The following is a 24,286-nucleotide window of genomic DNA, read 5'->3' as shown; positions in this document are numbered from 1 at the left end:
CTGGCTGCGCCATTGAATCTCTGATATTGCCCGATGACAGTCCTCTCCCACCGCAACGATACGCCGTCCATAGAAAAAACTGCGCCCGACACGGGCTTGCTGTCGCTGCTGCTGATGGCCAGCCTGCACGGCATCGCTGCCGATGGCGCCCAGCTCAAGCACGCTTTCGGACAGGCCGTGTTCACGCGGCAAACCGTGCTGCTGGCCGCCAGGCAACTTGGCTTGACGGCCAAACTGGTGCGCCAGGCGCCCGAAAGGCTGGCACAAGCGCCGCTGCCGGCCATCGCCATCGATACGGATGGCCGTTTCTTTATCCTTGGCAAGGTCGAGACGGACGCTGACGGCGTGAGCAAGGTGCTGGTCCAGCATCCGGGCCAGCCGCCGCAAATCCTCGGTCGCGAAGCTTTTCTTGCCGCTTGGACGGGCGAGCTGATCTTTTTCACGAGCAAGGCCAGCTATGCGGGCGAGACGGCCCGTTTCGATTTCAGCTGGTTCATTCCCGCCGTCGTCAAATACCGCAGGCTGCTGGGCGAAGTGCTGCTGATCTCCTTCGTGCTGCAGCTGATCGGCCTGGCCACGCCCCTGTTTTTCCAGGTGGTGATGGACAAGGTGCTGGTCAACCACGCGATGAAAACCCTGCACGTGGTGGCCATCGGCCTCGTGTGCGCCATCGTCTTCGAAGCCGTGCTTGGCCTCATCCGCACCTATGTTTTCGCGCGCACCAGCAGCAAGATCGACGTGGAACTGGGCGCGCGCCTGTTCCGCCATTTGCTGGCCTTGCCGATCGCGTATTTCCAGGCGCGCCGCGTGGGCGATTCCGTGGCGCGCATCCATGAACTGGAAAATATCCGGTCTTTTCTCACCGGCAACGCCATGACCCTGGTGCTGGACCTGCTGTTTTCCTTCATCTTCATTGCCGCCATGCTGTGGTACAGCGCGGCGCTCAGCATCGTCGTGCTGGCCTCGATTCCCGTCTACGCGGCCCTGTCGATGCTGCTCACGCCCGTGCTGCGTGGCAGATTGAACGATAAATTCAACCGTAGCGCGGAAAACCAGTCCTTTCTGGTTGAAACCATCAGCGGCGTCGATACGCTCAAGGCCATGGCCGTCGAGCCGCGCTGGCAGCAGCAGTGGGAAAAGCAGCTGGCCGGCTATGTGTCGGCGGGCTTGTCGGCAAACAACATCGGCATGCTGGCCAGCGGCGGCGTGACGCTCGTCAGCAAGCTGGTGACGGCGGCCATCATGTGGTGGGGCGCCACCCTCGTCATCGACGGCAAGATGACGGTGGGCGAACTGGTCGCGTTCAATATGCTGGCCGGGCAGGTGGCGTCGCCCATCCTGCGCCTGGCCCAACTGTGGAACGATTTCCAGCAGGTGGGCATCTCGATGAGCCGGCTCGGCGACATCCTCAACGCGCGCGTGGAAGCGGGCAGCCAGAAGGCGCGCCTGCCGCGCATTGCGGGCGCCATCGACTTCCAGCAAGTGGGTTTCCGCTACCGGCCCGATGCGGCCGAAGTGTTGCGCAATGTATCGATTTCCATCGCGCCCGGCGAAGTGATCGGCATCGTCGGGCGTTCCGGCTCGGGCAAGAGCACCTTGACGCGGCTGGCGCAGCGCTTGTACATTCCCGAACGGGGCAAGGTGCTGATCGACGGGCAGGATATCGCCGTCATCGACACGGCTTCGCTGCGGCGCCAGATTGGCGTCGTGCTGCAGGAAAACATCCTGTTCAACCGCTCCGTGCGCGACAACATCGCGCTGAGCGACCCGGCGCTACCGATGGAAACCGTCATCGCCGTGGCGAAACTGGCCGGTGCCCACGATTTCATTTGCGAGTTGCCCGAAGGCTACGACACCATGGTGGGCGAGCATGGCACGGGCTTGTCGGGCGGCCAGCGCCAGCGCATCGCCATCGCCCGCGCCCTGATCGGTGATCCGCGCATCCTGATTTTCGACGAGGCGACGAGCGCGCTCGACTATGAATCGGAAAAGATCATCCAGGACAATATGCGCGGCATTTGTGCGGGGCGCACCGTGCTGATCATCGCCCACCGCCTGTCGGCCGTGCGTGAAGCACACCGCATCGTGGTCATGGAGCGGGGGCAGGTGGCCGAACTGGGCACGCACGACGCGCTGCTGGCGCAGCCGGGCGGCATCTACGCCCATCTGTACAGCCTGCAGCAGGGCACGAGCGGGAGCGCAACAGGGGACGCAACATGAGCACCGGCCACCGCCTGGCCGCGTATGGCGAGCTGTTGCAACGCTACGGCCAGGTGCTGCGGCACAGCTGGCGCCAGCGCGCGGCCTTGAGCGGCCCCGTGCTCAGCGAAGACGAGGCGGCCTTCTTGCCGGCCGCGCTGGCGCTGCAGGAGCGGCCCGTATCGCCGTCGCTGCGCCTGACGGCCAGGGTGCTGATGCTGCTGGTCGGCTGCATCGTGCTGTGGGCGGTCTTCGGCCAGGTCGACATCATCGTCAACGCGGCCGGCAAGATCATTCCGTCCGGCAACACCAAGACCATCGCCTCGGTCGACGTGGCGGCCGTGCGCGCCCTGCACGTGCGCGAGGGGCAGGCCGTGAAGGCGGGCCAGCTGCTGGTGGAACTCGACAGCCGCGGCCCGGACGCCGAACGCGACAAGGCCGCCGGCGACGCCGTGGCGGCCGCGCTGCAGATGGCCCGCTCGCGCGCGCTGATCGCCGCCATCGACAGCTTGACGCTGCCCAAGCTGGCGGCGCCCGATGGCGCTTCCGCCGCCCAGCGCGAGGAAGCGCAGGGCCACCTCGATGGCCAGTACGCGAATTTCCGCGCCAGGCTCGCGCATCTCGATGGAGAAATCGCCCGCTATGCCCAGGCGTTGCCGCTGGCCACGCAGCGCGCCGGCGACTACAAGGCGCTGCTGGCGACGCGCGACGTGGCCGAACACGCGTGGCTGGAAAAGGAACAGGCGCGCATCGACCTGGCCGGCCAACTGGCGTCGGCCCGCAGCGAGCGCGCGGCCCTGGTGGCGCAGACGCGCAAGGACGCCTACGACGCGCTGACGGAAGGGGCCAGAGTGGCGGCGGCCAGCGGCCAGGACGCGCGCCGCGCCGGCGCGCGCGGCAGCCTGCTGCGTTTGACGGCGCCCGTCGATGGCACGGTGCAGCAGCTGAAGCTGCATACGGTGGGCGGCGTGGTGCCGGCCGCGCAGGCGCTGATGCAGATCGTGCCGCGCCAGGGCAAGCTGGAAATCGACGCCGTGCTGGAAAACCGCGACGTCGGCTTCGTGCAGGTCGGGCAGGCGGTGGCCATCAAGGTCGACGCCTTCGATTACACCAAGTATGGCACCGTGCCCGCCGTCGTCAGCAGCGTCTCGCGCGACGCCGTCGAGGATGAAAAGAAGGGCCCCGTGTATGCCGTCAGGATCACGCTGCGGCAGCCGTCCATCGTCATCGACGGCAAGACGGTGCCCTTGACGGCCGGCATGGCCGTGCGCGCGGAAATCCGCACGGGGACGAGAAGGGTGATCGAATACGTGCTCTCGCCGCTGGTGCAGCACCAGAAGGAGGCGCTGCATGAACGCTAGATGCCGCGCCATGGCCGCCATCGCCATCGTCGCCAGCTTGCTGCTGGCCCGTGTTGCGGCGCACGCGGGCGAGCTCGAGGCCGCGCCATGCCCGTCCGCGTACGAGGAGGGCGTGCCATTGACCCTGCCGGCGGCCGTCGACCTGGCCCTGTGCCACAACGCGCAGGTGCACGGCGCCTGGGCCGGCATCCGGCTGCAGGCGGCCGGCGTGGGCGAGGCCAGGGCCGCCTTTCTGCCGACCCTGAATGCAGGCGTGAGCCGGGTGCACGACCGCACGGCCTATCCGGGCGCCAGCACGCCTTCCGGCAGCTTGAACAGCAATACGGGTTCGCTCAATCTGTCCTGGCGTCTGTTCGACTTCGGCGGGCGCGCGGCGGGACAGCGTTCGGCGCAAGCCTTGCTCGACGCGGCCCTGGCCAACCGCGACGCCGTGCTGCAAAAGACCCTGGCGGCCACCGTCAGCGCGTATTTCGACGCGCAGACGGCGCGGGCCAACGTGCGGATGCGGCAGGAATACCAGGCGCTGGCCGAGGAAACAGTGCTGGCCACGCAGCGCCGCGCCCAGCGTGGACTCGGCTCGCACAGCGACACCCTGCAGGCGGCGAGCGCGCTGGCCAAGGCGGCCCTGGGCGCCAGCCGCGCCGATGGCGAATTCCAGAAGGCGCGCGCCGTGCTCGTGTATACGCTGGGCTTGCCGGCCGATGCGGGCGTGGTGCTGGACGACGATGCGGCCGAACCTGCGGCTGGCCTGCGTGAAGATTTGCACACCTGGCTGGCGCTGGCCCAGGCGCGGCACCCGGCCATCGTGGCCGCGCAGGCGCAGCTGGCGGCCGCGCGCGAACGGGTGGCCGTGAGCGAGTCGGAAGGCCGTCCCAGCATCGACCTGACGGCCAATATCTACCAGAACGGCCGCCCCAACCAGGGCTTGTCCGCCGCGTCCACGCGCGAAACCCTGGTGGGCATCTCATTGAACATTCCCCTGTTCGACGGTTTTGCGCGCCACTACAAGGTGCGCGGCGCGCTGGCGCAGGCCGGACAAAGGGAAGCCGAGGCGCAAGACGTAAAGCAGCAGACTCTGATGGAACTGGTGAAAACGCATGCGGAGGCGAGTACGGCGCTGGCCAACCTGGCTGCCTCGCAAGCGTGGCTGGACGCGGCGCGCGATGCCCAGGCCAGCGTGCAGCGCAAGTTCGGCCGGGGCGCGGCCGATATCCTGGAAATGCTGAACACCCAGTCGGCGCTGCTCGAGGCGCAGCAGGAGCGCATCCGTTGCCAGGCGGAATGGCGCTCGGCCCGGCTGCGTCTGCTGGCCAGCGCCGGCGTGCTGGGACGGGAGGCCATTGCAGGGCGCTAATCGGCGCATTCCGCGCGCCATGCCGGCGCATTTGTGACTATATTAGCGTTGCTAATCCACACACCGGACTAGGGAGACATCATGCACAGCATACAAAAGATTACCCCGTGTTTATGGTTCAACGGGCACGCCGAGGCGGCGGCCCTGTTTTATACGGGGATCTTCCCCAATTCGAAGATCGGCCAGATCCTGCGCTATGGCGAGGAGGGCAAGGAAATCCACGGCCAGGAACCGGGCAGCGTGCTGACTGTCGCGTTTGAACTCGACGGCCAGACGTTCACGGGCTTGAATGGCGGACCCTTGTTCCAGTTTTCCGAAGCGATCTCGTTCCAGGTCAATTGCGAAACCCAGGACGAGGTCGACCACTACTGGAACCAATTGTCCGAAGGCGGGGCGCCGGAAGCGCAGCAGTGCGGCTGGCTCAAGGACCAGTTTGGCGTGTCCTGGCAAATCGTGCCCACCATCATGGTCAAGCTGCTGGGCGATCCCGATCCCGTCAAGGCCCAGCGCGTGATGAAAGCCATGATGGGCATGAAAAAGATCGACATCGACGAGATCAAGCGGGCTTACGCGGGCTAGCCTGGTCCGTCAGGCAGCGGTGCACCCTGTCCAAGATGGCCGGCATTTGCTATAGTCCCAGCCATCTTTCCACCGCCTACAGATCCTGCCATGACCACTAGCACCAGCAGCACCATCGCGCCCCGTACCTTCGGCACGCCCCTGTCTTCCACCGCCATCAAAGTCATGCTGCTGGGTTCGGGTGAATTGGGCAAGGAAGTGATCATGTCGCTGCAGCGCCTGGGCGTGGAAGTGATCGCCGTCGACCGCTATCCGAACGCGCCGGGCCACCCGGTGGCGCACCGCTCGCACGTGATCGACATGAGCGACGGCGTGGCCCTGGCCGCCCTGATCGAACTGGAAAAGCCGGACCTGATCGTGCCCGAAATCGAAGCCATCGCCACCGACACCCTGGCGGCGCTGGAAGCGGCCGGGCAAATCACGTGCATCCCGAACGCGCGCGCGGCCGTGCTGACGATGAACCGCGAAGGCATCCGCACCCTGGCGGCGGAAACCCTGGGCGTGGCCACGTCGCCATACCGCTTCGCCAGCAGCCTGCGGGAGTTGCAGCTGGCATGCCAGGAGATCGGCTTTCCGTGCGTCGTGAAACCCGTGATGTCGTCGTCGGGCAAGGGGCAGTCCAAACTCGATGGCGCCGCGGACGTGGACGCGGCGTGGGCGTATGCGGCCAGCGGCAGCCGTGTCGATACGGGCCGGGTCATCGTCGAGGGTTTCATCGACTTCGACTACGAAATCACCTTGCTGACCGTACGTGCCGTCGGCGCTTCGGGACAGATCGAGACGCAGTTCTGCGAGCCGATCGGCCACTTGCAGGTGCATGGCGACTACGTGGAATCGTGGCAGCCGGCCCGCATGTCGCCGCTGGCCCTCGAGCGCTCGCGCGACATCGCGCGCAAGGTGACGGACAACCTGGGCGGCCTGGGCCTGTTCGGCGTGGAGCTGTTCGTCAAGGACGACATGGTATGGTTCTCGGAAGTGAGCCCCCGTCCGCACGATACGGGCATGGTCACCATGGCCAGCCAGGTGCAGAGCGAATTCGAGCTGCACGCGAAAGCCATCCTCGGTCTGCCCGTCAACGTGGCGCTGCGTTCGCCCGGTGCATCGGCCGTCATCTACGGCCAGCTGGAAGCGAAAGGCATCGCCTTCGAAGGCGTGGCCGACGCCCTGAGCGTGCCGGGCGCGGACTTGCGCCTGTTCGGCAAGCCGGAATCGTTCGCCCGCCGCCGCATGGGCGTGGCGCTGGCCACGGCCGGCGATATCGACACGGCCCGCGCGCGCGCCGTGCTGGCCGCATCGAAAGTCAAGCCGGTGGCAAAATAAGCCTGTCTGCAAATACAACATCATCAACATGGAAGCCGGAGCATGACGGAACTCGATACGTATCTCGCGCAGCACTATCTGGACGAGACCCAGCTGGCGGCGGCCGCCGCCATGACCATGGCGGACATCGACGCCCTGATCCAGGCCCGCCTCGTTCCCGCGCCTGCGTACGTGGTCGATGACGGCGGCAATCTGTGCTCTTTCGTCTTTGGCGCCATGGCGGCGCCCGGGGCCAGGGCCGGCCGCTATTTTCCGCCGTCGCAGCTGGCCTGGATCGCCGTTGCGCGGCACGCGCTCGCCGAAGGGGCGGATACGGCGCCAGCGCGCCTGCAGGCGCAATTTGCTGTCCGCTATGGCGCCGCGCTGGCGGCCTTGAACCTGACGACCTGGCGCCTGCGCGACAGCTTCGGCGACAGCGGCGCGCCGATCGCGGAGGGCTTGCGCGCCCGCACCGACAGCGCCTGGACGTATTTTTTGAACGGCACGTTTTCCCTGTGCGTGGCCAATCCCATGTCCGAGGCGCACATCGCCTGGAAGGAAGTGCTGCAGGAAAAGCTCGCGCAGCAAAGCGCGAACGGCAGCAAGACGCTGTTGCCGCCAGCGCAGGCGCAGCAGATGCATGCGCTGATCGATGCCTATGCGGCGGCCGCCATGCCGTTTTCACCCATCGAATATGCCTTGAGCAGCCGCAAGCGGCTGGTCGAGGACCTGCGGGCGAATATCCGCGTGAGCGATGAAGAAGGGACGCCCGCATGACGGCATCGGCCACGCACAGCCTGCCGCAGGCCGATGCCGGCGGCGACGACATCAAGCGCAAGCTGCGCGGCCACATCGCGCGGCGCAACCTGGCCGGCGCCGCCAACGATTGCAAGTGGAACGAACTGCTGGCCTTTATGCGCGGACGCACCGACTGGGCGCCGTCGTACCGTTACGGCTCCGTCACCGGCTATGTGTCGCGCTGGGATACGGAATGGGATTACCACCCGCCGTTCCCGTTCATGGGCGTGGAATGGTTCGATATCAGCCTGTACTCGGAAGAACACGTGGCCATGCTGCTGCCCAAGAAAATCATCGACCACGGCGTGTGGATCGTGCCGGCGCTCGAACGCATCGGCTTCGATTTCGAAGTGCGGGACAGGGTGGCGCGCATCTGGGGCTATTTGCCCCGCAATTATCACGACTTCCCAACCGCCGACTAATTCAAAGACTCTCTCATGCCTGAAAACCTTATTCCCCAGGTGCCGCAACCGGACGACGCCGTCGTCGGCAAGGAAGCGGGCGCGCAGATGCTGGCCACGGCGTGCGCCGCGCGCGACGCCTTCTATGCCACATTGGGCGCCGTTGACGCCGACGTGCTGGCGCCGCTGGTCAACCCCGCTTTCATGGGGGGGCCGCGCTGGCCATCGTTGCGCCAGGCCTGGCGGGTGATACGCCGCAATGATTCCATCCTGATTGCCAGCGATGGCTTGAGCGACCCGTTCGAGGATGACGACGACGTGTTTGTCCCGCGCGGCCACCTGCTGGAAGTGTGCATCGAGGCGCCGCTGTCCGTTTTCAACGGCGATCCGCTGCAGGCATCGTGGCTGTTCGATCTGATTTACCAGGTCAGCCAGAACGTGGCCGACCATGGCTCCATCGATTTGCTGGTGCAGCGCCACGGCAGCGTGTCGATGGCGCTGGACTTGCAGGACGCGCCCAAGGGCCTCGAAGACGAGAACGAACAGGTGGGCGTGCTGCTGGCCCAGGGTGCGGGCACCATTCCCCCTTCGTTCGGCACACCGTTCGGCGACGTGATGCTGCTGACGCTCACAGTGCTGCAGCCGGCCGAACTGGCATACATCAGCGAGGCGGAAGACAAGGCCCAAGCGCGGCGCGACCTGGCCGCCGCGCTGGCCGCGTCGCCGGCCGGGCATTGGAGCGTGGCCCAGCGGCCGGCCGTCATTCCCCGCTAGGTTCTTCGACCGGCGGCATTGCCGGTTCTTCCGCTTTCGGCGCTTCCTTCGCCTCCACGACGACGGCCGGCGGCGGCTCGCGCCATTTGCCCGCCGCCTTCAGCTTGTTCTTCAGCCCCGGCAAGGGAAAACCCAGCGCATAGGCTTTTTGCGCGTGCGCGCTGGCTTTCTCGTATTCCTTCTTCTTTGCATACATCAGGCCCAGGTTGTACTGGATGGTGGCCTGATCCGGCGCCAGGCGGCTGGCAGCGTCCAGCTGTTCCAGCGCCATCGCATCCTGGCCCGTGGACAGCAAATAGCTGCCATACACCATGCGCGCCGTCACGTCGTGCGGCGCGAAGGCGATCGCCCGTTCGAAGTAGCAGCTGACTGTGTAGCGGGCGCCCACCGGCTGCGCGCTTTTCAGGCGCAATCCCAGCTTGGCCATCGATGCCAGCGCCCGGTGGTGGTTCGGGAAGTGTTCGAGCGTGTAGCTGATGTCGGCGCCCAGGCTGCCCGTCATGCCTTGCGTGAGCGTTTCCACGGCGCGCGAAAAATGGAATTTTTCGACCACGGACAGACCGTCGCGGTCTTCCGCGCTCGTGTAGTCGCCGCCCGGCGTGCGCTTGACGTAGGGCGGGCACTCGGCGGCAGTAGCGCTGGCGCAGCAGGCGGCGAGGGTGCAGGCTAACAAGCAATGCTTCATGTCGGACTCCTGTGGCTGACCTGGTCGAGCAAATCGGCCAGGGCGTTGCTGCGGGCTTGCCGCGATTGCAGGGCGATGGCGGTGGGGCTGGCCAGCGGGGCGCGGCCCTGGCGCGCCAGTTCCAAAAAACGCAGCAGCGCGCGTGCGCAGTCGCCGCTGGACGCCAGCTGGCCGATGGTGTCGATGCCGCAGTGGCGCAGCTTGGCCGCGCTGTCGCCGGCCAGGTCGGTCAGCGCGAGGATGGGCCGTCGGCAACGCAGGTATTCATACAGCTTGGCGGGAATCTGTCCGTTGCAGTTGGCCGCCTGTAGCAGCAGCAAGCCGTCGGCGGCCAGCATTTCGCGCAGCGCATCCTCGTGCGGCTGCAAGGGTTCCAGGCTCACCAGATCCAGGATGCCGTATTTCGCCAGCAATCCCGCCAGCCACGCATCGTGGCCCGTGGCGCGCAGCACCAGCTGGAAATTGCGGGCGTGCAGCACGCCGTCGTGGCGCAGCCGGGCCAGCGCTTCGAACAGCGGCTGGGGATCGCGCTCGGACGGGTAGATCACGCCGCTATGCAGCAGAAGAAAGCGGCTGCGGTGGCCGCGCGGCCCGGCCAGCGGCGCGGCGTCCTCGTCATCGTCGTGGCCATTTTCGATCAGGCAGAAGCGCTCGCGCCCCACTTGCGCCAGGCGCCGCTGGTGCGCCGCGATGGCGCCAGGCGTGGTGCAGACGATGGCCGCGCTGCGCGCCGCGATGCGCTGTTCGATCCACGCATGCATGCGGTGCAGGCGCGGCTCGGGCGGATACGGCGCCAGCGGGTCGCTGTCGTCGAGCATGGGGTCGCGCTGGTCGGCGATCCATGGCAGGCCGCTGAGTTTTTGCAAGGTCATCGCGATCAGGTGCGCCGTGGCGATCGGGTACGTCGACCAGATGGCGTCGGGGCGGTATTCGCGGATCATGCGCAGGCCGGCCGGCACGGCGCTCAGCCACCAGGAACTCCAGCGGTCGGGCAGCGCCAGGCAGCGCGGATAGCGCCCGGCGATGGACAAATGGCGCGCCGCGTCCAGCGCCAGGGTGCGCCGCACGGTCGCTTGCGCGCCGACCTGCGCCAGTTGCGTATTGCCCCGCTGCGCATACGCGAGCGGCGAGGGGCTGAGCACGAGCGGCTGCCAGCCGCAGTCGGGCAAGTGGCGGGCAAAACCCAGCGTGCGCAGGATGCCGCTGCCGCCGGCAAACGGCGGGAAATGGTAGGCGACCATCAGTACCCGTTTTGGTGAGGTCATTACCATGACTGCAGCCACCGTGCGCACAGCTGTTCGACCTCGCCACGCCTGGCGGCGCTGGCGAACGTGTGGTTGGCGCCAGCGACCTGCGCCTGCGTCCATTGCGGGCGGGCGGCCACGGCGCGCCAGGCTGTGTCGCCATCGAGCAGGGCTTGCCACTCGTGCGCACCCAAGTCGTCGCCGCTGAGGATCAGCAAGACCTTGCCCTGGAATTGCGCCAGCGCCCGCAGCAGGGCCGGCGCGGGCGCATCGTCTTCCTGCGTTGACGGTTCTTGCGTGGCGGCCGCCACCTGCCGCAGCGACGCCAGGCTGGCGCCCAGCTGCAGTCCACCGCTGGCCAGCTTGCGCCAGAAACCGCCTTGCAGCAGGCGTGGCAAATAATAGTGGCGCAGGGTGGCGCGCGCCAGGCCGACGCTGCTGCGCACCCACGGGTTGAGCAGGATCAGGGCTTTGACGCGCGCGTCGTGCGGCGCATGGCAGGCCGCTGCCGTGGCGCCGTCGCACAAGCCCCACAGCGCCACTTCGCGCAAGGCCGGCACGGCGTCGAAGAATTGCGCCAGCGCGCCGGCGATGTCGGGACCGGCCGCGCGGTAGTCGCGCGCGCTACCCTCGCTGTCGCCCATGCCGCGCAAGTCGAAACGCAGCACGGGCCAGCCTTGCGCGGCCAGGGCGCGTGCCAGCAAGACGAACTGGCGGTGGCTGCCGATCCGGTACTGCGGCCCGCCCGTGACGATCAATACGCCGCGCGGACCCGGTGCGTCGGGCAGGCTGAGGATGCCGATCATGCGCGCCTGCGCCTCGCCGTCGTCCGCTGCGCTGCGAAAGCGCAGGGCCAGTTCGCGCACGGCGGGTGCCGCGAGGTGCTGCTGGCCGCTGTCGCGCTTCATGGCGGCGTCCTTTCCTCGGCGAGCCAGTCGCGGCACAGCGTGCGCGTGGCGTCCAGCAGTTGCGGACACGCGAGCAGCTCGCCGCTATGCCAGAACGGGCCGTCGCCAAAGCTGGCAACGTGGACGGCGGCGCCCTGGTCCCGCCATTGCCGCGCCAGCGGCGGCAAGGGCGCGGCTGCCTGCTCCGGCCCCCGGTAATCGAGCCAGTAGACAGGAACGGCAGGCTGCAGCGCGGACGCGCTGACGTCATCGATGGCGTGCGCCAGCGCTGGCGCCAGCAGGTAGCCGGCCACTTCCACTGGCTCACTTTCCGCCAGTGCGGCGCGCGCATGGCCGGGCGCTTCCTGCCCGCCGCCGGCCAGCATGCCGGCCGCCAGGCGCAGGCGCAGGAAACGGTCGATGACGCGCCGTCCGTCGAGTTCCGGTTGCCACAGCAGCAAACGGGCCAGGGGCAGCGGCGGGTTGCTGGCGAAATCGAGGGCCAGCAGGGCGCCCAGGCGCAAGCCCCACACGGTCAAGGGGCCGTTGACCCGCTGCGCCAGCCACGCGCACGCCAGGTGCAGGTCGTTGTGCCAGATGTCCCAGCGCGCTTCGCCAAAGTCGCCGCTGCTGTCGCCGCAGCCGAACAGGTCGATCTGCAGCACGCTGTAGCCGGCCGCGGCAAAGGCGCGCGCCTGCGCGGCCGCCACGTGGCGGCTTTTATTCAATTCTTCCGCGAACGGATGCACGTAGAGGATGCCGCCGCGCGCGGCCTGGCCCGGTGGCGGCAGGTGCAGCAAACAATAGCGCTGGCCGCCGCTGGCGGGCAGGAAGAAGGGCAGCAGCGGCAGCGCGTCGGTGAGGGCGCGGTTCATGGTCGCAGCTTTGCAAACACGAAATCGTGCAGGGTGCCCACGGTGGCAAAGTGGCGCGCGTGGATGTCGTCGTCGGCGACGATGATGCCGAAATGGTCTTCCAGTGCGGCGATCACGCCGATCACGGCCATCGAGTCGAGTTCCGGCACGCTGCCCAGGAGCGGCGTGTGGGCTTCCAGCGCGCGCCCGTTCAAGCCCAGGGTGGTGTCGAGGATGTGCTTTACTGCTTCAAGATGCGGCATGTCAGCTCCAGGGAAGGGTAGTGCGGCAGGGACGACGTATCGAAGGCCAGGCAGGGTATGTCGTCGGGACGGCGCGACAGGTGTACATAGGGCGGCAGGCTGGAGGCCATCCATTGCCAGCGCCCGCAGCGAATGAAGGTGGCCGTGCCCAGCGCGTGCGTGCCCAGGCGCGCGTGGGCGCCCAGCGAGGCACGGTTGAAACGCGAGATGCGGCTGCACGACCAGCGCACGCCCTGGGCGTACAGCACGGCGTTGGCTTCTTCCCACAGGCGCGCGAAGACGAGGCCACCGCGCTGTTCGGGCTGCACCCACACGTCGAGGTCCCACGATGACTGGTTTGAAGCCAGCGCATAGCGGGCGCGCACCTCGTCTTCCTGGCAGCCGTGGCGCAGCAGCCAGATCCAGCCAACCATGCCGGACTTGTCTTGCGCCAACAGGCATTGCGCACCCTGGCGGTAGCGTTCGCGCAGTGCGCCGGGCCGGCGCTCGGGACCTGGCGGCAAGTCCGCTTCCGCCACGCAGGGAGTGACGGCAATCGACTGGCCGCGCCCGCGGCACAGCGAGCCTGGCGCCACGGCTTGCGCCACGAACTGGTAGCGGTACAGCGCGCAGCGTCCGCCCGGCACCGTTGCCAGCAGCCGGGCCACGGCCAGCCAGGCGCTGTCGCGCCAGCCCAGCTGGGCGACGCTGGCGGCCAGCCGTTGCAGCAAGGGAAATTGCGGGGACAGGGCCATGGTAGTAACGGACGGGGCGGCTATGCAGCCAACGCTGTCCATTAGAGCGCAGCGGCCAGTGGCCGATGTTGCGCGGCCTCAAGCATTGCGCCAGATAGGCCACCGTCCGTGGGGAGAGGTGCTTGCTTGATAAAAATCAACACTGCCGCGCCCGTTTGTCCCAATCATAGGGGGATGCATGGCAATCATGGCAACCCTGGGGCGACACGATGGCAACACTGATACACGATCTGATCTTTGAAACGGCGCAGCGCGCCCCCCACGCGCCGGCCCTGTCGTGGCAGGGCGAGGAGCTGAGCTATGCCGCGTTGGCGCAGTCCGTGCGCGAGGCGGCCGCGACCCTGCTGACCCTGGGCTTGCAAGGTGGCGCGCGTGTGGCCGTGTACCTGGAAAAACGCCCGGAAAACGTCAGCGCCATGTTTGGCGCGGCGGCGGCCGGCGGCGTGTTCGTGCCCGTCAATCCGCTGCTCAAGCCTGACCAGGTGGCGTATATCCTGGCCGACTGCAACGTGGCCATCCTCGTCACGTCGCGCGAACGCCTGGCGCAGCTGGGCCCCGCGCTGGCCGCCTGCCCGGACTTGCGGACGGTGCTGCTGACGGGCGAAGGGGAGGCGGAGTCCAGCCTGGGCAAGCTGCGCGTGCTGCCGTGGACCGCGGTGCCCACCAATGTGCCCGCCGCTGGCGTGCCGCAGCCGCATGCGGCGATCGACATGGACATGGCCGCCATTTTATATACCTCGGGCAGCACGGGGCGACCGAAAGGCGTGGTGCTGTCGCACCGCAACATGCTGGCGGGCGCGCTCAGCGTGTCGGGCTATCTGCGCAACACGCCGCAGGACCGCATCCTGTGCGTCTTGCCGCTCAGTTTTGATTATGGCCTGAGCCAGCTGACAACGGCGTTTGCCAGCGGCGCCTGTGCCGTACTGATGAATTATCTGCTGCTGCGCGATATCGTCGAAACCGTCGAGCAGGAAGCCATCACGGGCCTGGCCGCCGTGCCGCCGCTGTGGGTGCAGCTGTCCCAGCTGAGCTGGCCCTTGTCCACGCCCTTGCGCTACATCACCAATTCGGGCGGCGTGATGCAGCGTTCCACGCTCGACCGGCTGCGCCAGTCGTTGCCGCGCACGCAGGTCTACCTGATGTATGGCTTGACGGAAGCGTTCCGCTCGACCTATTTGGCGCCGGAGCAGCTGGAGCGGCGCCCCGATTCCATCGGGCAAGCGATCCCGAACGCGGAAGTGCTGGTGCTGCGTCCCGACGGCAGCGTGTGCGACGCCGACGAACCGGGCGAGCTCGTGCACCGTGGCGCGCTGGTGGCGCTCGGCTACTGGAACGACGCGGCGCGCACGGCCGAACGCTTCAAGCCGCTGCCGCCGCAGGCAAGCGGCCTGGTGCTGCCGGAGCTGGCCGTCTGGTCGGGCGACACGGTGCGCCGCGATGCGGATGGCTATCTGTATTTCGTCGGGCGCAGCGATGACATGATCAAGACGTCGGGCTACCGGGTCAGCCCGGCCGAGATCGAGGAAGTTGCGTATGCGAGCGGGCTGGTGGGCGATGCCGCTGCGCTGGGCCTGCCCCATGCCGTGCTGGGCCAGGCCATCGCCTTGCTCGTCACGCCCGCGCCCGGTGTGGAATTGCAGCGCGACAGCGTGCTGGCAGCCTGCCGCGCACGCCTGCCCAGCTATATGGTGCCGCTGTGGGTGGAGATCCGCGACGGCGTGCTGCCGCGCAATCCGAACGGCAAGATTGACCGCCCCTTGCTGGCCCGGGAACTGGCGCGCGCGTATGCGGTCCAAACAGGAGACGCGGCATGAAGGACTTGATCCGCTCGAACAGTACGGAATTGCCCTTGCACTCGGCCTTGGGCCAGCAGTTTGCCATGGATGGCGACATGCTGCAGGTCGGCGGTATTTCTTTGCGCCGACTGGCCCAGAGGGTGGGCAGCACGCCGTTCTACGCGTATGACCGCGCGCACATCACGCGCCGCGTGGCGCAATTGCGCGCCGCCTTGCCCGCCGGCGTGCATGTGCATTACGCGATGAAGGCCAACCCCATGCCGGCCGTGGTGCAATGGCTGGCGGGCCTGGTCGACGGCATCGACGTGGCCTCGGGCGGCGAACTGGCCACGGCGCTCGATACGCCCATGGCGCCGGAACGCATCAGCTTTGCGGGCCCGGGCAAGAGCGATGGCGAACTGGCGCGGGCCGTGGCCGCTGGCGTATTGATCAACGTGGAGTCGGGCGCCCAGCTGGAAAGGGTGGCGCTGGCCAGCGAACGGTTGGGCATGACGTCCAGGGTCGCCGTACGCGTGAATCCCGATTTCGCCTTGCGCCGCACGGGCATGCGCATGGGCGGCGGCGCGCAGCCGTTTGGCGTCGATGCGGCCCTCGTGCCGGCGCTGCTGGGCCGCATTGGCCAGCTGGGGCTGGATTTTTATGGTTTTCACCTGTATGCAGGCTCGCAAAGCCTGTCGGCGGTGGCCCTGGCTGAAGCACAAGCCCTGAGCGTGCAACTGGCCCTGCAACTGGCCGACAGCGCGCCGTCGCCCTTGCGCACCCTGAATATCGGCGGCGGCTTCGGCGTGCCGTATTTTCCCGGCGACCAGGCGCTGGACCTGGCGCCTGTGGCGGACGGCTTGCAGCGGCAGCTCGCTATCCTGGATCAGGCGGCGCCGGGCGCGCGCCTGAACCTGGAGCTGGGCCGCTATCTGGTGGCCGAGGCCGGTATTTATGTATGCAAAGTACTCGAACGCAAGGTGTCGCATGGACAAGTATTTCTCGTCACCGATGGCGGCTTGCACCACCACTTGGCGGCCTCGGGCAATTTCGGCCAGCTGATCCGCAAGAATTATCCGGTTGCCATCGGCAACCGGCTGCACGGCGGGGCGCGTGAAGTGGCGTCCGTCGTGGGGCCGTTGTGCACGCCGCTGGACTTGCTGGCCGACCAGATGGAGATGGCGCGCGCCGAGGAGGGCGATCTGGTGGTCGTGTTCCAGTCGGGCGCGTATGGCTTGACGGCCAGCCCGACGGCGTTTCTTGGCCATCCGCTGCCGGCCGAGGTGCTCGTATGAGCGGCCTGTGCGGCTGGCTGGCGGCGCCTGGCGGGGCAGCGGGCTCTGTCGCCGCCGATGCCGATGCCAGTGGCGCCGCGCTGGCCGGCATGGCCGCGCCTCTGTCGCGTTTCGATAGCGCCCCCCTGATTGCCTGCGTGAGCGAAGTGGGTGGCGTGGCCGTGGCCGCCATCGACGGCAGCCGCCATGTGTATCAGCAGGATGGCTTGCAAGTGGCCATCTGGGGCCGGCCCATGCTTGACGGTTCGGCCGACGACGTGGCAAGCCGCATCGCGTCCCTGTGGCTGAGCCGGGGAGTGGCGGCCTGCGCCAGCCTGTCCGGGCCATTCTCGCTGGCCATCCTCGACGCCTTTTCCGGTTCGGCCCTGCTGGCCGTGGACCGCACCGGAATCCACCCCCTCAGCTATGCGGGCAATGCGCAAGGCCTGTTCTTTGCCTCCTCGCATGACGCCTTGCTGGCCCATCCGTCCGTGCGAGGCGCGCTCGATCCGCAGGCGCTGTATCACTACCTTTTTTTCCACATGGTGCCCGGCCCGGCCACGGCTTATCTTGGCCAGCAGCGCTTGCTGCCCGGCGAATACCTGCATGTGCGCGGCGGCAAGCAATGCAAGGGCAGCTACTGGCAACTGGCCTTCCACGAGCCGGGCGCGGCGCGCACGCGGGCCAGCTTTGCCAGCAACAAGCAGGAATTCCTGCGCCTGCTGCGCCAGGCCGTGGAAAGCAGCTTGGGTGCGGATGGGGCGGACACGGGCGCGTTTCTCAGCGGCGGCACGGACAGTTCCACCGTGGCCGCCATCATGGGGCAAGTGACGGGCCGGCCCGCGCGCACGTATTCCATCGGTTTTGACGCACCAGGCTATGACGAAATGGCGTATGCGCGCCTGGCCGCCAGCCACGCTGGCAGCATCCACCACGAGCGCTACGTGACGCCGGCCGATGTGCTGGCCGCCATTCCCGCCATGGCGGCCATCTTCGACCAGCCTTTCGGTAACGCCTCGGCCATTCCCGCCTTTTACTGCGCGCAGATGGCGCGCGAGGATGGCGTAACGCGCCTCTTGGGTGGCGACGGCGGCGATGAACTGTTTGGCGGCAATGAGCGCTATGCGCACCAGGCCTTGCTGTCGCAGTACGAGCGCTTGCCCGCCATGTTGCGCCAGGCCATCATCGAACCGCTGCTGTTCCGCGCACGCACGGGCAAACCGTGGCGGCTGGGCGACAAGGCGCGCCGCTATATCGAACTGTCGAGCCTGCCGCTGCCGGCCCGGCTCGACAGCTACAACCTGCTGCTGCGCCATGGCCACCGCACGGTGCTGGAAGCGGGTTTCATCGATACCATCGATCCGGGCATGGCGCCCGGCTGCGTGAATGGCGCGTATTGGGAGCGCCAAGGCCAGGGCTTGAGCCAGATCAATGAGCTGCTGGCCCTCGACATGCGTTTTACTTTGGCCGACAACGACCTGTTCAAGGTGCGCAAGGCCTGCGAGCTGGCTGGCGTAGAAGCGGCGTTTCCCTTCCTGCATGATGCGATGGTGGCGTTTGCCGCGCGACTGGCGCCGCGCGACAAGCTCGACGGTATGCGGCTGCGGCCTTTCTTCAAGCGGGCGCTGGCGGAAATCCTGCCACCGGCCATCGTGCGCAAGAAAAAGCACGGCTTCGGCCTGCCTTTCGGCCTGTGGCTGCACAGCCACCCGCCGCTGCGCGAGTTTGCATTCGACAACCTCACGCAGCTGCGCGGGCGCGGCATCGTGCGGCCCGCCTTCATCGACGATCTGCAAGGGCGCTTGCTGGCGGAACACCCGGCCTATCACGGCACCATGGTCTGGCTGCTGCTGATGCTGGAACAGTGGCTCAGCCAGCATCCGGGCGCGCTGGGTGCGTTTGCCGGCGGTTTTGCCGCATGCGCCACAGAAACGCCAGGCGTCCTCGATCCCACGGCGTAAAGCGGGGCAGCTGCAGCAAGTCGAGCTCCGCGCCGGGGCGCGCCACGCCCCAGTCCGTGGCCACGGCCGCCTTGAAACCGAGGCTTTTGACCATCGCCACGTGCGGCGCGCCATAGTCGCGCCCGGCCTTGCCGTTCGGATATGCAAACAGGGTGACGGGCGCCTGGAGCAAACTTTCCAGCTGGCGCTTGCCGTCGGCGATGTTTTGCCGCGCCGCGTGGTCCGGCAAGGTGGACAAAATCGGATGGCTGTCCGTGTGCGCGCCCACCTCCATGCCGGCCGCATGCAACTGGCGCAGCTGCGCCGTGCTCAGCATGGCGGGCGGACCTGCCAGGACGCCCGCCTGGCGGCGTATCCGCATGGCCAGCTGCTGGCGCCGGGCGAACGGCAGGTACTTGAGCTGCCCCAGCAGCGTGGCGATGGCAGCTTGCCGCTGCGCCAGGCTGGCGACGGGGAACGTCCCCAGCTCGTGTTTGCGCAAGTCCAGCACGGGCCCGGCCGCCTGGCGCACGGCGTCGATCACCGTGTCGTTCCACATCTGCCCGCCGTCCAGGTAGCCCGTGGCGATGAAAAACGTGGCGTGCATGCCATGGCGCTGCAGCAGCGGCAGGGCGACGTGCGCATTGTCCGCATAGCCGTCGTCGAAGGTGATGCAGGCGGCGCGCTGCGGCAGGTTGCCATTCTGCAAGCGCTGCACGGCATCGCTGAGCGATAGCGGCGTATAGAAACATTTCAACAAGCGCAGCTGGCGTTCGAACAGCACGGCGTCCACTTCGCCGGGAAACAGCGGGTCGGGCCGCGCCAGCACGCGGTGGTAGATCAGGATGGACAAGGTGGCTGTCATGGCTGCTCCACGATGGCGGCCCGGGGCCTGGCCTGGCGGGAAGTAGAGGTGAGGGTGGGCACCTGCCGCTCGACGATGATGCGCGTGGCGATCAGGGCGGCCATCAGGTAATACGGCATGTCGAAATACAGCAGGCTGAGGAAGGCGCCGCCCACGGCAAAGCCGATCAGGCTGGCCTGGCTCATGGTGGCCAGGCCATGCGCCCAACGCAGTTCCGGCTTGCCCCGCGTGCGGCGGATGATGGCGGCGGCCGTGCGCCAGGTGGCGATGCCCAGCGCCAGGTAAATCAACAAGCCGACAAAGCCGTGTTCGCCCAGCGCCTGGAAGTAAATGCTGTGCGCCGCATGCACATCCATGGGGTTGGGCGCATAGCGGGCAAAGATGGCCGCGTCGGAAACGTCGAAGCCGCCGCCTGGAAAACGGTCGCGCGCCAGGTTCCAGGCCATGCGCCAGGCGTTCAGGCGGCCCATGGCGGAGACGTCGTCCTGATAGGTGTTGATGGTGTCCATGCGTTCGGCCCAGCGCTCGGGCATGAAGGCCAGCAGCAGCGGCGCGACGGCGCCGAGCAGCGCGCCCAGCACCATCTTGCGGTCGCTTTTCAGCCACATGAACAGGCCCATGGCGGCAATGGCCAGCAGCCCGCCGCGCGAATACGAGCCCAGCGCCGCCAGGGCCGACAACAGCATCGCCGCAGACAAGCCATGGCGCACCCAGCGTTTGTCCGTGTTTTGCTGCAGATAATACATGAGGGGGATGGTGATGATCAGGGCCAGGGCCAGCGCATTGTTATCCCCGATAAACGTTTCTTCCGGTCCCCAGACCCGGTCCGTGCCGCCGCTGCGGATGGTGAAGATGCCGCCTTTCACGCCGTAATAGCCGATCGACCCCACCAGCACCCAGACCAAGTGCACGATGTCGCGCCGCGTGCGTATCACCATCATGATGACAAAGCTCATCAGCATGATCTTCATCACCTTGTTCCACTGTACCCATGACGATTCCGGAATCAGGGCGAACGGAGCCGTGACATTCATCCACATGACGAACAACAGCAGCAGCACGCTGACCGGCGTGAGCGGCAGGTTTTTCGGCTCGCGCGTCATCACGAGGCTGATCAGGGTGGCAATGGCGATGATGAAGGCGAACGGCATGTGCGTGGCAAAGCCCCAGCCCTGCGTGTGCGGGTTCATCACGCTGACCCAGACCCACATCAGGCCGCCGGTGGCCGGTGTCTTCAGGATGAAGGGCAGGGAGCCCAGGATGATGATGGTAATCAGTATGTCGCGCATGAAGGGGGACGCTCCTGGTTGTGCCCGGGTTGGCAAGGTCTTGATGCCTGTCAACGGGCTGGCGGGCAGGCTCAGTACACTGGATCAACACTGCTTGAGTACATAGTTTTGTCATGGTAAGACCAAGGAGGCATGTCCTTGTTGACCGTTCTCATGGCGACCTACAATGGCGCCGGCACCTTGCCCCAGGTATTGCGCGCCTACATGGGGTTGCGAGCACCCGTGGGCGGCTGGCGCCTGATCATCGCCGACAATGGCAGCACGGACGACACGGCCCAGGTGATCGCCGCCTTTCGCGGCCGCTTGCCCTTGCGTTCCGTCTACGTGGCGCGGCGCGGCCGCAGTCCCGCCCTGAACGGGGCCGTCGAACACGCCTTGCGTTCAAGCGGCGATGGCGGCGAGCTGTTCGTGTTTGGCGACGACGATGCCATGCCCGCATCGGACTGGCTGTGCCGCTTGCAGGACAGCGCGCGCGCTCACCCCGGCTACGCCCTGTTCGGCGGCGCCATCGTGCCCGCCTGGCGCGAGCAACCGCAAGACTGGCTGCTGCGCCTGACCCCCGTTGGCTTGACGTGGGGCATCACCAGCCCCGATTTGCGCGACGCACCCATCTATCCGGGCCTGGTCTGGGGCGCCAACATGGCGATACGCCGCCGCATCTTCGAGGCGGGCGCCCGCTATGACGAAAGCATCGGCCCGCAGGGCGCCAACTACGCCATGGGCAGCGAAACCCGGCTCAACCTGGAGATGCATGCGGCCGGCAATCCTTCCTGGTTCTGTCCGCAAGCGAGGGTGGCGCACATCATCCGCGTCCCGCAAGTGCAGCGCGCCTGGATACTGCGCCGCGCCATGCTGTTTGGCCGCGGCCAATGCCGTCTGGCCACATTCGCACCGAGCGCGGAGTTGCTCGGCGTACCGCGCTGGATGCTGGGCAGATACGTGCGCGACTCCCTCGGCGCCGTGCGGGCCTGGCTGCGGCGCGACCACGCCGACCTGTTCCTGCGCCAGTGGGAACGGGCCTGGCTGCGCGGCTTTTTCCATGAAGCGTGGCGCGGACGGCGCAAACGCTTGCCGCGCATCGTCATCAGCAGTTATTCAGGCGAGCTGGGCGGCATGGAGCTGCGCATGGCGCAAGAGGCGAAAGTGCTGGGTGCGAGCGGCTATGACAGCGTGCTGGCCCTGCGGCGCTTTCCCGGTTTTACTGCCTGGGTGCAAGGTTTGCGCGCGCAGCATCTGCAAGTGCGCGTGTACGAGCCACCCTTGTTTCTCGAACACTGGGCCTGGCGGCGCTGGAACTGGCTGCGCGCCAAGGTCACGGGGGCGTGGCGGCTGCGGCGGCTGCGGCCCGACCTCGTCCACGTGGCGTTTTGCTGGACCAGTTATGGCGCTTCCATCCTGTGGCTGGCGCGGCAATGCCGGCTGCCGGCCGTGATCAGTGTGCACAATGCGTTTCCTCTGGAAGCGTTCAGCGACTGGCAGCGGCCCCGGCTGCAGGAAGCGTTCCGCACCGTCAAAGGCGTGTATGCCGTGTCGCCGTCGGCCATGCGGCATTTCCTCGACCTGTACCGTGGCATGCTGCGCCCGGAAACACGGCTGGCCGTGATACCGAACGGCGTCGATACGGACACTTTTATCGCCTCTCCCGAACGGCGGATACTGGCGCGCAAGCAGCTGGGGCTGCCGCCGGACGCGCTCGTGCTCGGCTGCGTGGCCCGGCTCTCCGCGCAAAAGCGCCCGCAGGCGCTGCTGGCCCTGTTCGCCAGGCTGGCCGCGCAATTTCCCAATCTATATTTAGTGCTGGTGGGCACGGGGCCGCTGGAAGCCATGCTGCGGCTGCAGGCGCAGCAATCGGGCTTGCAGGACAGGATCGTGTTTGCCGGCTTCCAGCAGCATGTCGAGCTGCTGATGCCGGCCTTCGACCTGCATGTGCTGTTGAGTAAAAACGAAGGCTTTGGTATCGCCACGATCGAGGCCATGGCTTGCGGCGTGCCGGCCGTGGGCACGGACGTGCCTGGCACCCACGATATCCTGCACGATAGCGAAGGCGGGCTGCTGCTGCCGCTCGAGGACGAGCACGCCGCCTGCGCGGCCGTGGCGCAGCTCTTGCTGGATGCGCCCCGGCGCGCCCGCATGGGACGGCTGGCGCGTGAGGAAACCGTGCAGCGCTATTCGATGCCGCGCCTGGAACGCCAGTTGCGCGCGTTTTACGCCGGCCTCGTGTAGGCGCGGGCGGCCCGCATGAGCGCCACCCGCCACTCGTTTTTCTTTTCGTTCGCCGAAAAATACACGGTACTGCTGCTGGGCATTGTCGCCACCATGGTGCTGTCGCGTTTGCTGACGCCGGCCGAAGTGGGCGTGTATTCGCTGGGCGCCGTGCTGGTGGCGCTGGCGCAAGTGGTGCGCGACTTTGGCGTGGGGCAATACCTGATCCAGGAAAAGCAGCTCGATACCGTGAAATTACGCGCGGCGCTGGCCACCAGCCTGCTCGTCGCCTGGCTGCTGGCCGGTTTGGTGCTGCTGGCCAGCGCGCCGCTCGCGCATTTCTATGGCGAACCCCGGCTGACTCTCGTGCTGCGCCTGCTGGCGATCAATTTCCTGCTGATACCGTTCAGCGCATTAACGTTACCGATGTTGCGCCGGCAACTGCGCTTTCGCGCCATCTACGCCATCAATGCGGCCAATAGCGTCGTCAACCTGCTGGTGGCCGTGCTGCTGGCGCTGCAGGGCTACAGCTACATGAGCATGGTGTGGGCGGCGCTGGCCGGTTCCTGCGCGTCGCTGCTGGTGAGCCTGCTGGTGCGGCCCAGGGAGCTGCCGTGGCTGCCGGGGCGGCGCGGCATGGGCGATATCGCCCGCTTTGGTGCGTATGCGACGGGGGGCGGCCTCGTTGACGAGGCGGGCGTGGCGGCGCCGGACCTCATCATCGGCAAGCTGATCGGCATTGAAAGCCTGGCCCTGTTCGGCAAGGCGCAAAGCGTGCTCAATATCTTTAACCAGGCCATCACCAGCGCGATTTCTCCCGTCGTGTTTCCCCTGTTCGCGGCCCGCGCACGGGGTGATGGGGGGCAGGGCGGGGCGGAGCTCGTGTATTTGCGCACGATCAGCTACATGACGGCGCTGGCCTGGCCGTTTTTTCTCTTTCTCTCCTGCATGGCTTTGCCCTTGGTCAAGGTGTTGTATGGCACGCAATGGCTAGGCTGTGTGCCCTTGATACGCATCATGTGCCTGTCCTCGGCCGTGTATAGCATGTTCAGCATGGCCCGCTACCTGTTCGTGGCGACGGGCCAGCTGCATGCGCAGGTGCGGCTCGATGCCTGCGCTGGCGTCATCAAAGTGGCGCTGCTGCTGGCCGCGGCGCCGTTCGGCCTGGTGGCCGTGGCCTGGGCCGTGGTGCTCAGCAATGTGCTGCGCAGCTGGCTGAACTACCGCTGCCTGCGGCGCTTGAGCGCACTGGACTGGCGCATCCTGGCGCGGGCACTGCGCAAGAGTCTGCTGCTTTGCGTTGTCAGCGCCGTCGCGCCCGTCGCTTCGCTGCTGTGGCTGCCAACGGACACCCCGGCGCTGCTGGCGCTGATGGGCACGGCGCTGGCTACCTTGCTGTGCTGGCTGGCCGGTCTGTTCCTGTTGAAACATGAGCTCGCTGGCGAGTTTCTGTTGTTGCAACGCAAGCTCGCTGGCCGATGGCTGGCAGTCAAATGCACGAAAGGATGA

21 protein-coding genes are annotated in these 24,286 nt (G+C 67.1%); 13 read left to right on the top strand and 8 right to left on the bottom strand.

What is annotated here, in order from left to right; translation table 11 throughout:
• The first annotated feature begins 33 nt into the window (after positions 1-33).
• The 8 genes from MRBLMS1_RS25820 to MRBLMS1_RS25785 all read left to right on the top strand — a co-directional run bounded on the left by MRBLMS1_RS25820 (position 34) and on the right by MRBLMS1_RS25785 (position 8,765).
• A complete protein-coding gene (locus MRBLMS1_RS25820; RefSeq protein ID WP_485883028.1) occupies positions 34-2,220 on the top strand; it encodes a type I secretion system permease/ATPase in 2,187 nt (728 codons plus the stop codon).
• Positions 2,217-3,560 (top strand): HlyD family type I secretion periplasmic adaptor subunit, encoded by a 1,344-nt coding sequence (locus MRBLMS1_RS25815; protein WP_485883026.1) that lies wholly within the window; start codon positions 2,217-2,219, stop codon positions 3,558-3,560. Before MRBLMS1_RS25820 ends, MRBLMS1_RS25815 begins: the two co-directional genes overlap by 4 nt.
• Positions 3,550-4,914 (top strand): TolC family protein, encoded by a 1,365-nt coding sequence (locus tag MRBLMS1_RS25810; protein ID WP_485883024.1) that lies wholly within the window; start codon positions 3,550-3,552, stop codon positions 4,912-4,914. The genes MRBLMS1_RS25815 and MRBLMS1_RS25810 overlap by 11 nt, the downstream gene beginning before the upstream one ends.
• Positions 4,915-4,995: 81 nt before the next feature.
• On the top strand, positions 4,996-5,493 hold the full coding sequence (locus MRBLMS1_RS25805; RefSeq protein WP_485883022.1) for a VOC family protein: 498 nt from the start codon (positions 4,996-4,998) through the stop codon (positions 5,491-5,493).
• Between the two features lie 90 nt (positions 5,494-5,583).
• Complete coding sequence (gene purT / locus MRBLMS1_RS25800) at positions 5,584-6,813, top strand: formate-dependent phosphoribosylglycinamide formyltransferase (RefSeq protein ID WP_139088899.1); 1,230 nt, start codon at positions 5,584-5,586, stop codon at positions 6,811-6,813.
• 42 nt (positions 6,814-6,855) lie between these two features.
• Positions 6,856-7,569 carry a DUF6058 family natural product biosynthesis protein gene (locus MRBLMS1_RS25795; protein WP_128141577.1) on the top strand — a complete coding sequence of 238 codons (714 nt, stop codon included), beginning with the start codon at positions 6,856-6,858 and terminating at the stop codon, positions 7,567-7,569.
• Positions 7,566-8,012 (top strand): DUF6678 family protein, encoded by a 447-nt coding sequence (locus MRBLMS1_RS25790; RefSeq protein ID WP_485883019.1) that lies wholly within the window; start codon positions 7,566-7,568, stop codon positions 8,010-8,012. Before MRBLMS1_RS25795 ends, MRBLMS1_RS25790 begins: the two co-directional genes overlap by 4 nt.
• Positions 8,013-8,027: 15 nt before the next feature.
• On the top strand, positions 8,028-8,765 hold the full coding sequence (locus MRBLMS1_RS25785; RefSeq protein ID WP_485883017.1) for a hypothetical protein: 738 nt from the start codon (positions 8,028-8,030) through the stop codon (positions 8,763-8,765).
• Here MRBLMS1_RS25785 and MRBLMS1_RS25780 read toward each other — a convergent pair.
• From MRBLMS1_RS25780 to MRBLMS1_RS25755, 6 genes are read right to left on the bottom strand one after another with little or no spacing between them, the layout of a single operon-like run.
• Positions 8,752-9,450: an ABC transporter permease gene (locus tag MRBLMS1_RS25780; protein ID WP_485883015.1), complete on the bottom strand. Its 699-nt coding sequence runs from the start codon at positions 9,448-9,450 to the stop codon at positions 8,752-8,754. The genes MRBLMS1_RS25785 and MRBLMS1_RS25780 overlap by 14 nt on opposite strands.
• On the bottom strand, positions 9,447-10,715 hold the full coding sequence (locus tag MRBLMS1_RS25775; protein ID WP_485883013.1) for a glycosyltransferase: 1,269 nt from the start codon (positions 10,713-10,715) through the stop codon (positions 9,447-9,449). Before MRBLMS1_RS25775 ends, MRBLMS1_RS25780 begins: the two co-directional genes overlap by 4 nt.
• The gene (locus MRBLMS1_RS25770) at positions 10,715-11,602 is read right to left on the bottom strand and encodes a hydrolase 1, exosortase A system-associated (RefSeq protein ID WP_485883011.1); all 888 of its coding nucleotides are present in this window, start codon (positions 11,600-11,602) and stop codon (positions 10,715-10,717) included. The genes MRBLMS1_RS25775 and MRBLMS1_RS25770 overlap by 1 nt, the downstream gene beginning before the upstream one ends.
• On the bottom strand, positions 11,599-12,456 hold the full coding sequence (locus MRBLMS1_RS25765) for a hydrolase 2, exosortase A system-associated (protein ID WP_139088904.1): 858 nt from the start codon (positions 12,454-12,456) through the stop codon (positions 11,599-11,601). Before MRBLMS1_RS25765 ends, MRBLMS1_RS25770 begins: the two co-directional genes overlap by 4 nt.
• Entirely contained in the window at positions 12,453-12,698 is a 246-nt protein-coding gene (locus tag MRBLMS1_RS25760; protein ID WP_128141571.1) for an acyl carrier protein, read from the bottom strand. Before MRBLMS1_RS25760 ends, MRBLMS1_RS25765 begins: the two co-directional genes overlap by 4 nt.
• A complete protein-coding gene (locus MRBLMS1_RS25755; protein ID WP_485883008.1) occupies positions 12,677-13,432 on the bottom strand; it encodes a GNAT family N-acetyltransferase in 756 nt (251 codons plus the stop codon). Before MRBLMS1_RS25755 ends, MRBLMS1_RS25760 begins: the two co-directional genes overlap by 22 nt.
• 209 nt (positions 13,433-13,641) lie before the next feature.
• Here MRBLMS1_RS25755 and MRBLMS1_RS25750 point away from each other — a divergent pair, with 209 nt between their 5' ends.
• From MRBLMS1_RS25750 to MRBLMS1_RS25740, 3 genes are read left to right on the top strand one after another with little or no spacing between them, the layout of a single operon-like run.
• On the top strand, positions 13,642-15,246 hold the full coding sequence (locus MRBLMS1_RS25750; protein ID WP_485883006.1) for an acyl-CoA ligase (AMP-forming), exosortase A system-associated: 1,605 nt from the start codon (positions 13,642-13,644) through the stop codon (positions 15,244-15,246).
• Positions 15,243-16,502, top strand: a complete 1,260-nt coding sequence (locus tag MRBLMS1_RS25745) for a pyridoxal-dependent decarboxylase, exosortase A system-associated (protein ID WP_485883004.1) — start codon at positions 15,243-15,245, stop codon at positions 16,500-16,502. Before MRBLMS1_RS25750 ends, MRBLMS1_RS25745 begins: the two co-directional genes overlap by 4 nt.
• Positions 16,499-18,442 carry an asparagine synthetase B family protein gene (locus tag MRBLMS1_RS25740; protein ID WP_485883002.1) on the top strand — a complete coding sequence of 648 codons (1,944 nt, stop codon included), beginning with the start codon at positions 16,499-16,501 and terminating at the stop codon, positions 18,440-18,442. The genes MRBLMS1_RS25745 and MRBLMS1_RS25740 overlap by 4 nt, the downstream gene beginning before the upstream one ends.
• On the opposite strand, the gene MRBLMS1_RS25735 is transcribed toward MRBLMS1_RS25740, so the two are convergent.
• The gene (locus MRBLMS1_RS25735; protein ID WP_485883000.1) at positions 18,351-19,286 is read right to left on the bottom strand and encodes a polysaccharide deacetylase family protein; all 936 of its coding nucleotides are present in this window, start codon (positions 19,284-19,286) and stop codon (positions 18,351-18,353) included. The genes MRBLMS1_RS25740 and MRBLMS1_RS25735 overlap by 92 nt on opposite strands.
• Complete coding sequence (locus tag MRBLMS1_RS25730) at positions 19,283-20,575, bottom strand: putative O-glycosylation ligase, exosortase A system-associated (RefSeq protein WP_128141566.1); 1,293 nt, start codon at positions 20,573-20,575, stop codon at positions 19,283-19,285. Before MRBLMS1_RS25730 ends, MRBLMS1_RS25735 begins: the two co-directional genes overlap by 4 nt.
• A 138-nt stretch (positions 20,576-20,713) precedes the next feature.
• On the opposite strand from MRBLMS1_RS25730, the gene MRBLMS1_RS25725 reads away from it, so the two are divergent.
• Both MRBLMS1_RS25725 and MRBLMS1_RS25720 read left to right on the top strand, forming a co-directional pair.
• Positions 20,714-22,798, top strand: coding sequence for a glycosyltransferase (locus MRBLMS1_RS25725; RefSeq protein ID WP_485882998.1), 2,085 nt, complete (start codon positions 20,714-20,716; stop codon positions 22,796-22,798).
• Between the two features lie 15 nt (positions 22,799-22,813).
• Positions 22,814-24,286, top strand: a complete 1,473-nt coding sequence (locus MRBLMS1_RS25720) for a lipopolysaccharide biosynthesis protein (protein WP_485882996.1) — start codon at positions 22,814-22,816, stop codon at positions 24,284-24,286.

Origin of the sequence: Massilia sp. LMS1-1-1.1 (genome assembly GCF_040815535.1) — a bacterium.
GTDB classification, from domain to species: domain Bacteria; phylum Pseudomonadota; class Gammaproteobacteria; order Burkholderiales; family Burkholderiaceae_D; genus Janthinobacterium; species Janthinobacterium aestuarii.
This window is presented reverse-complemented; position numbering and strand designations above follow the sequence as displayed.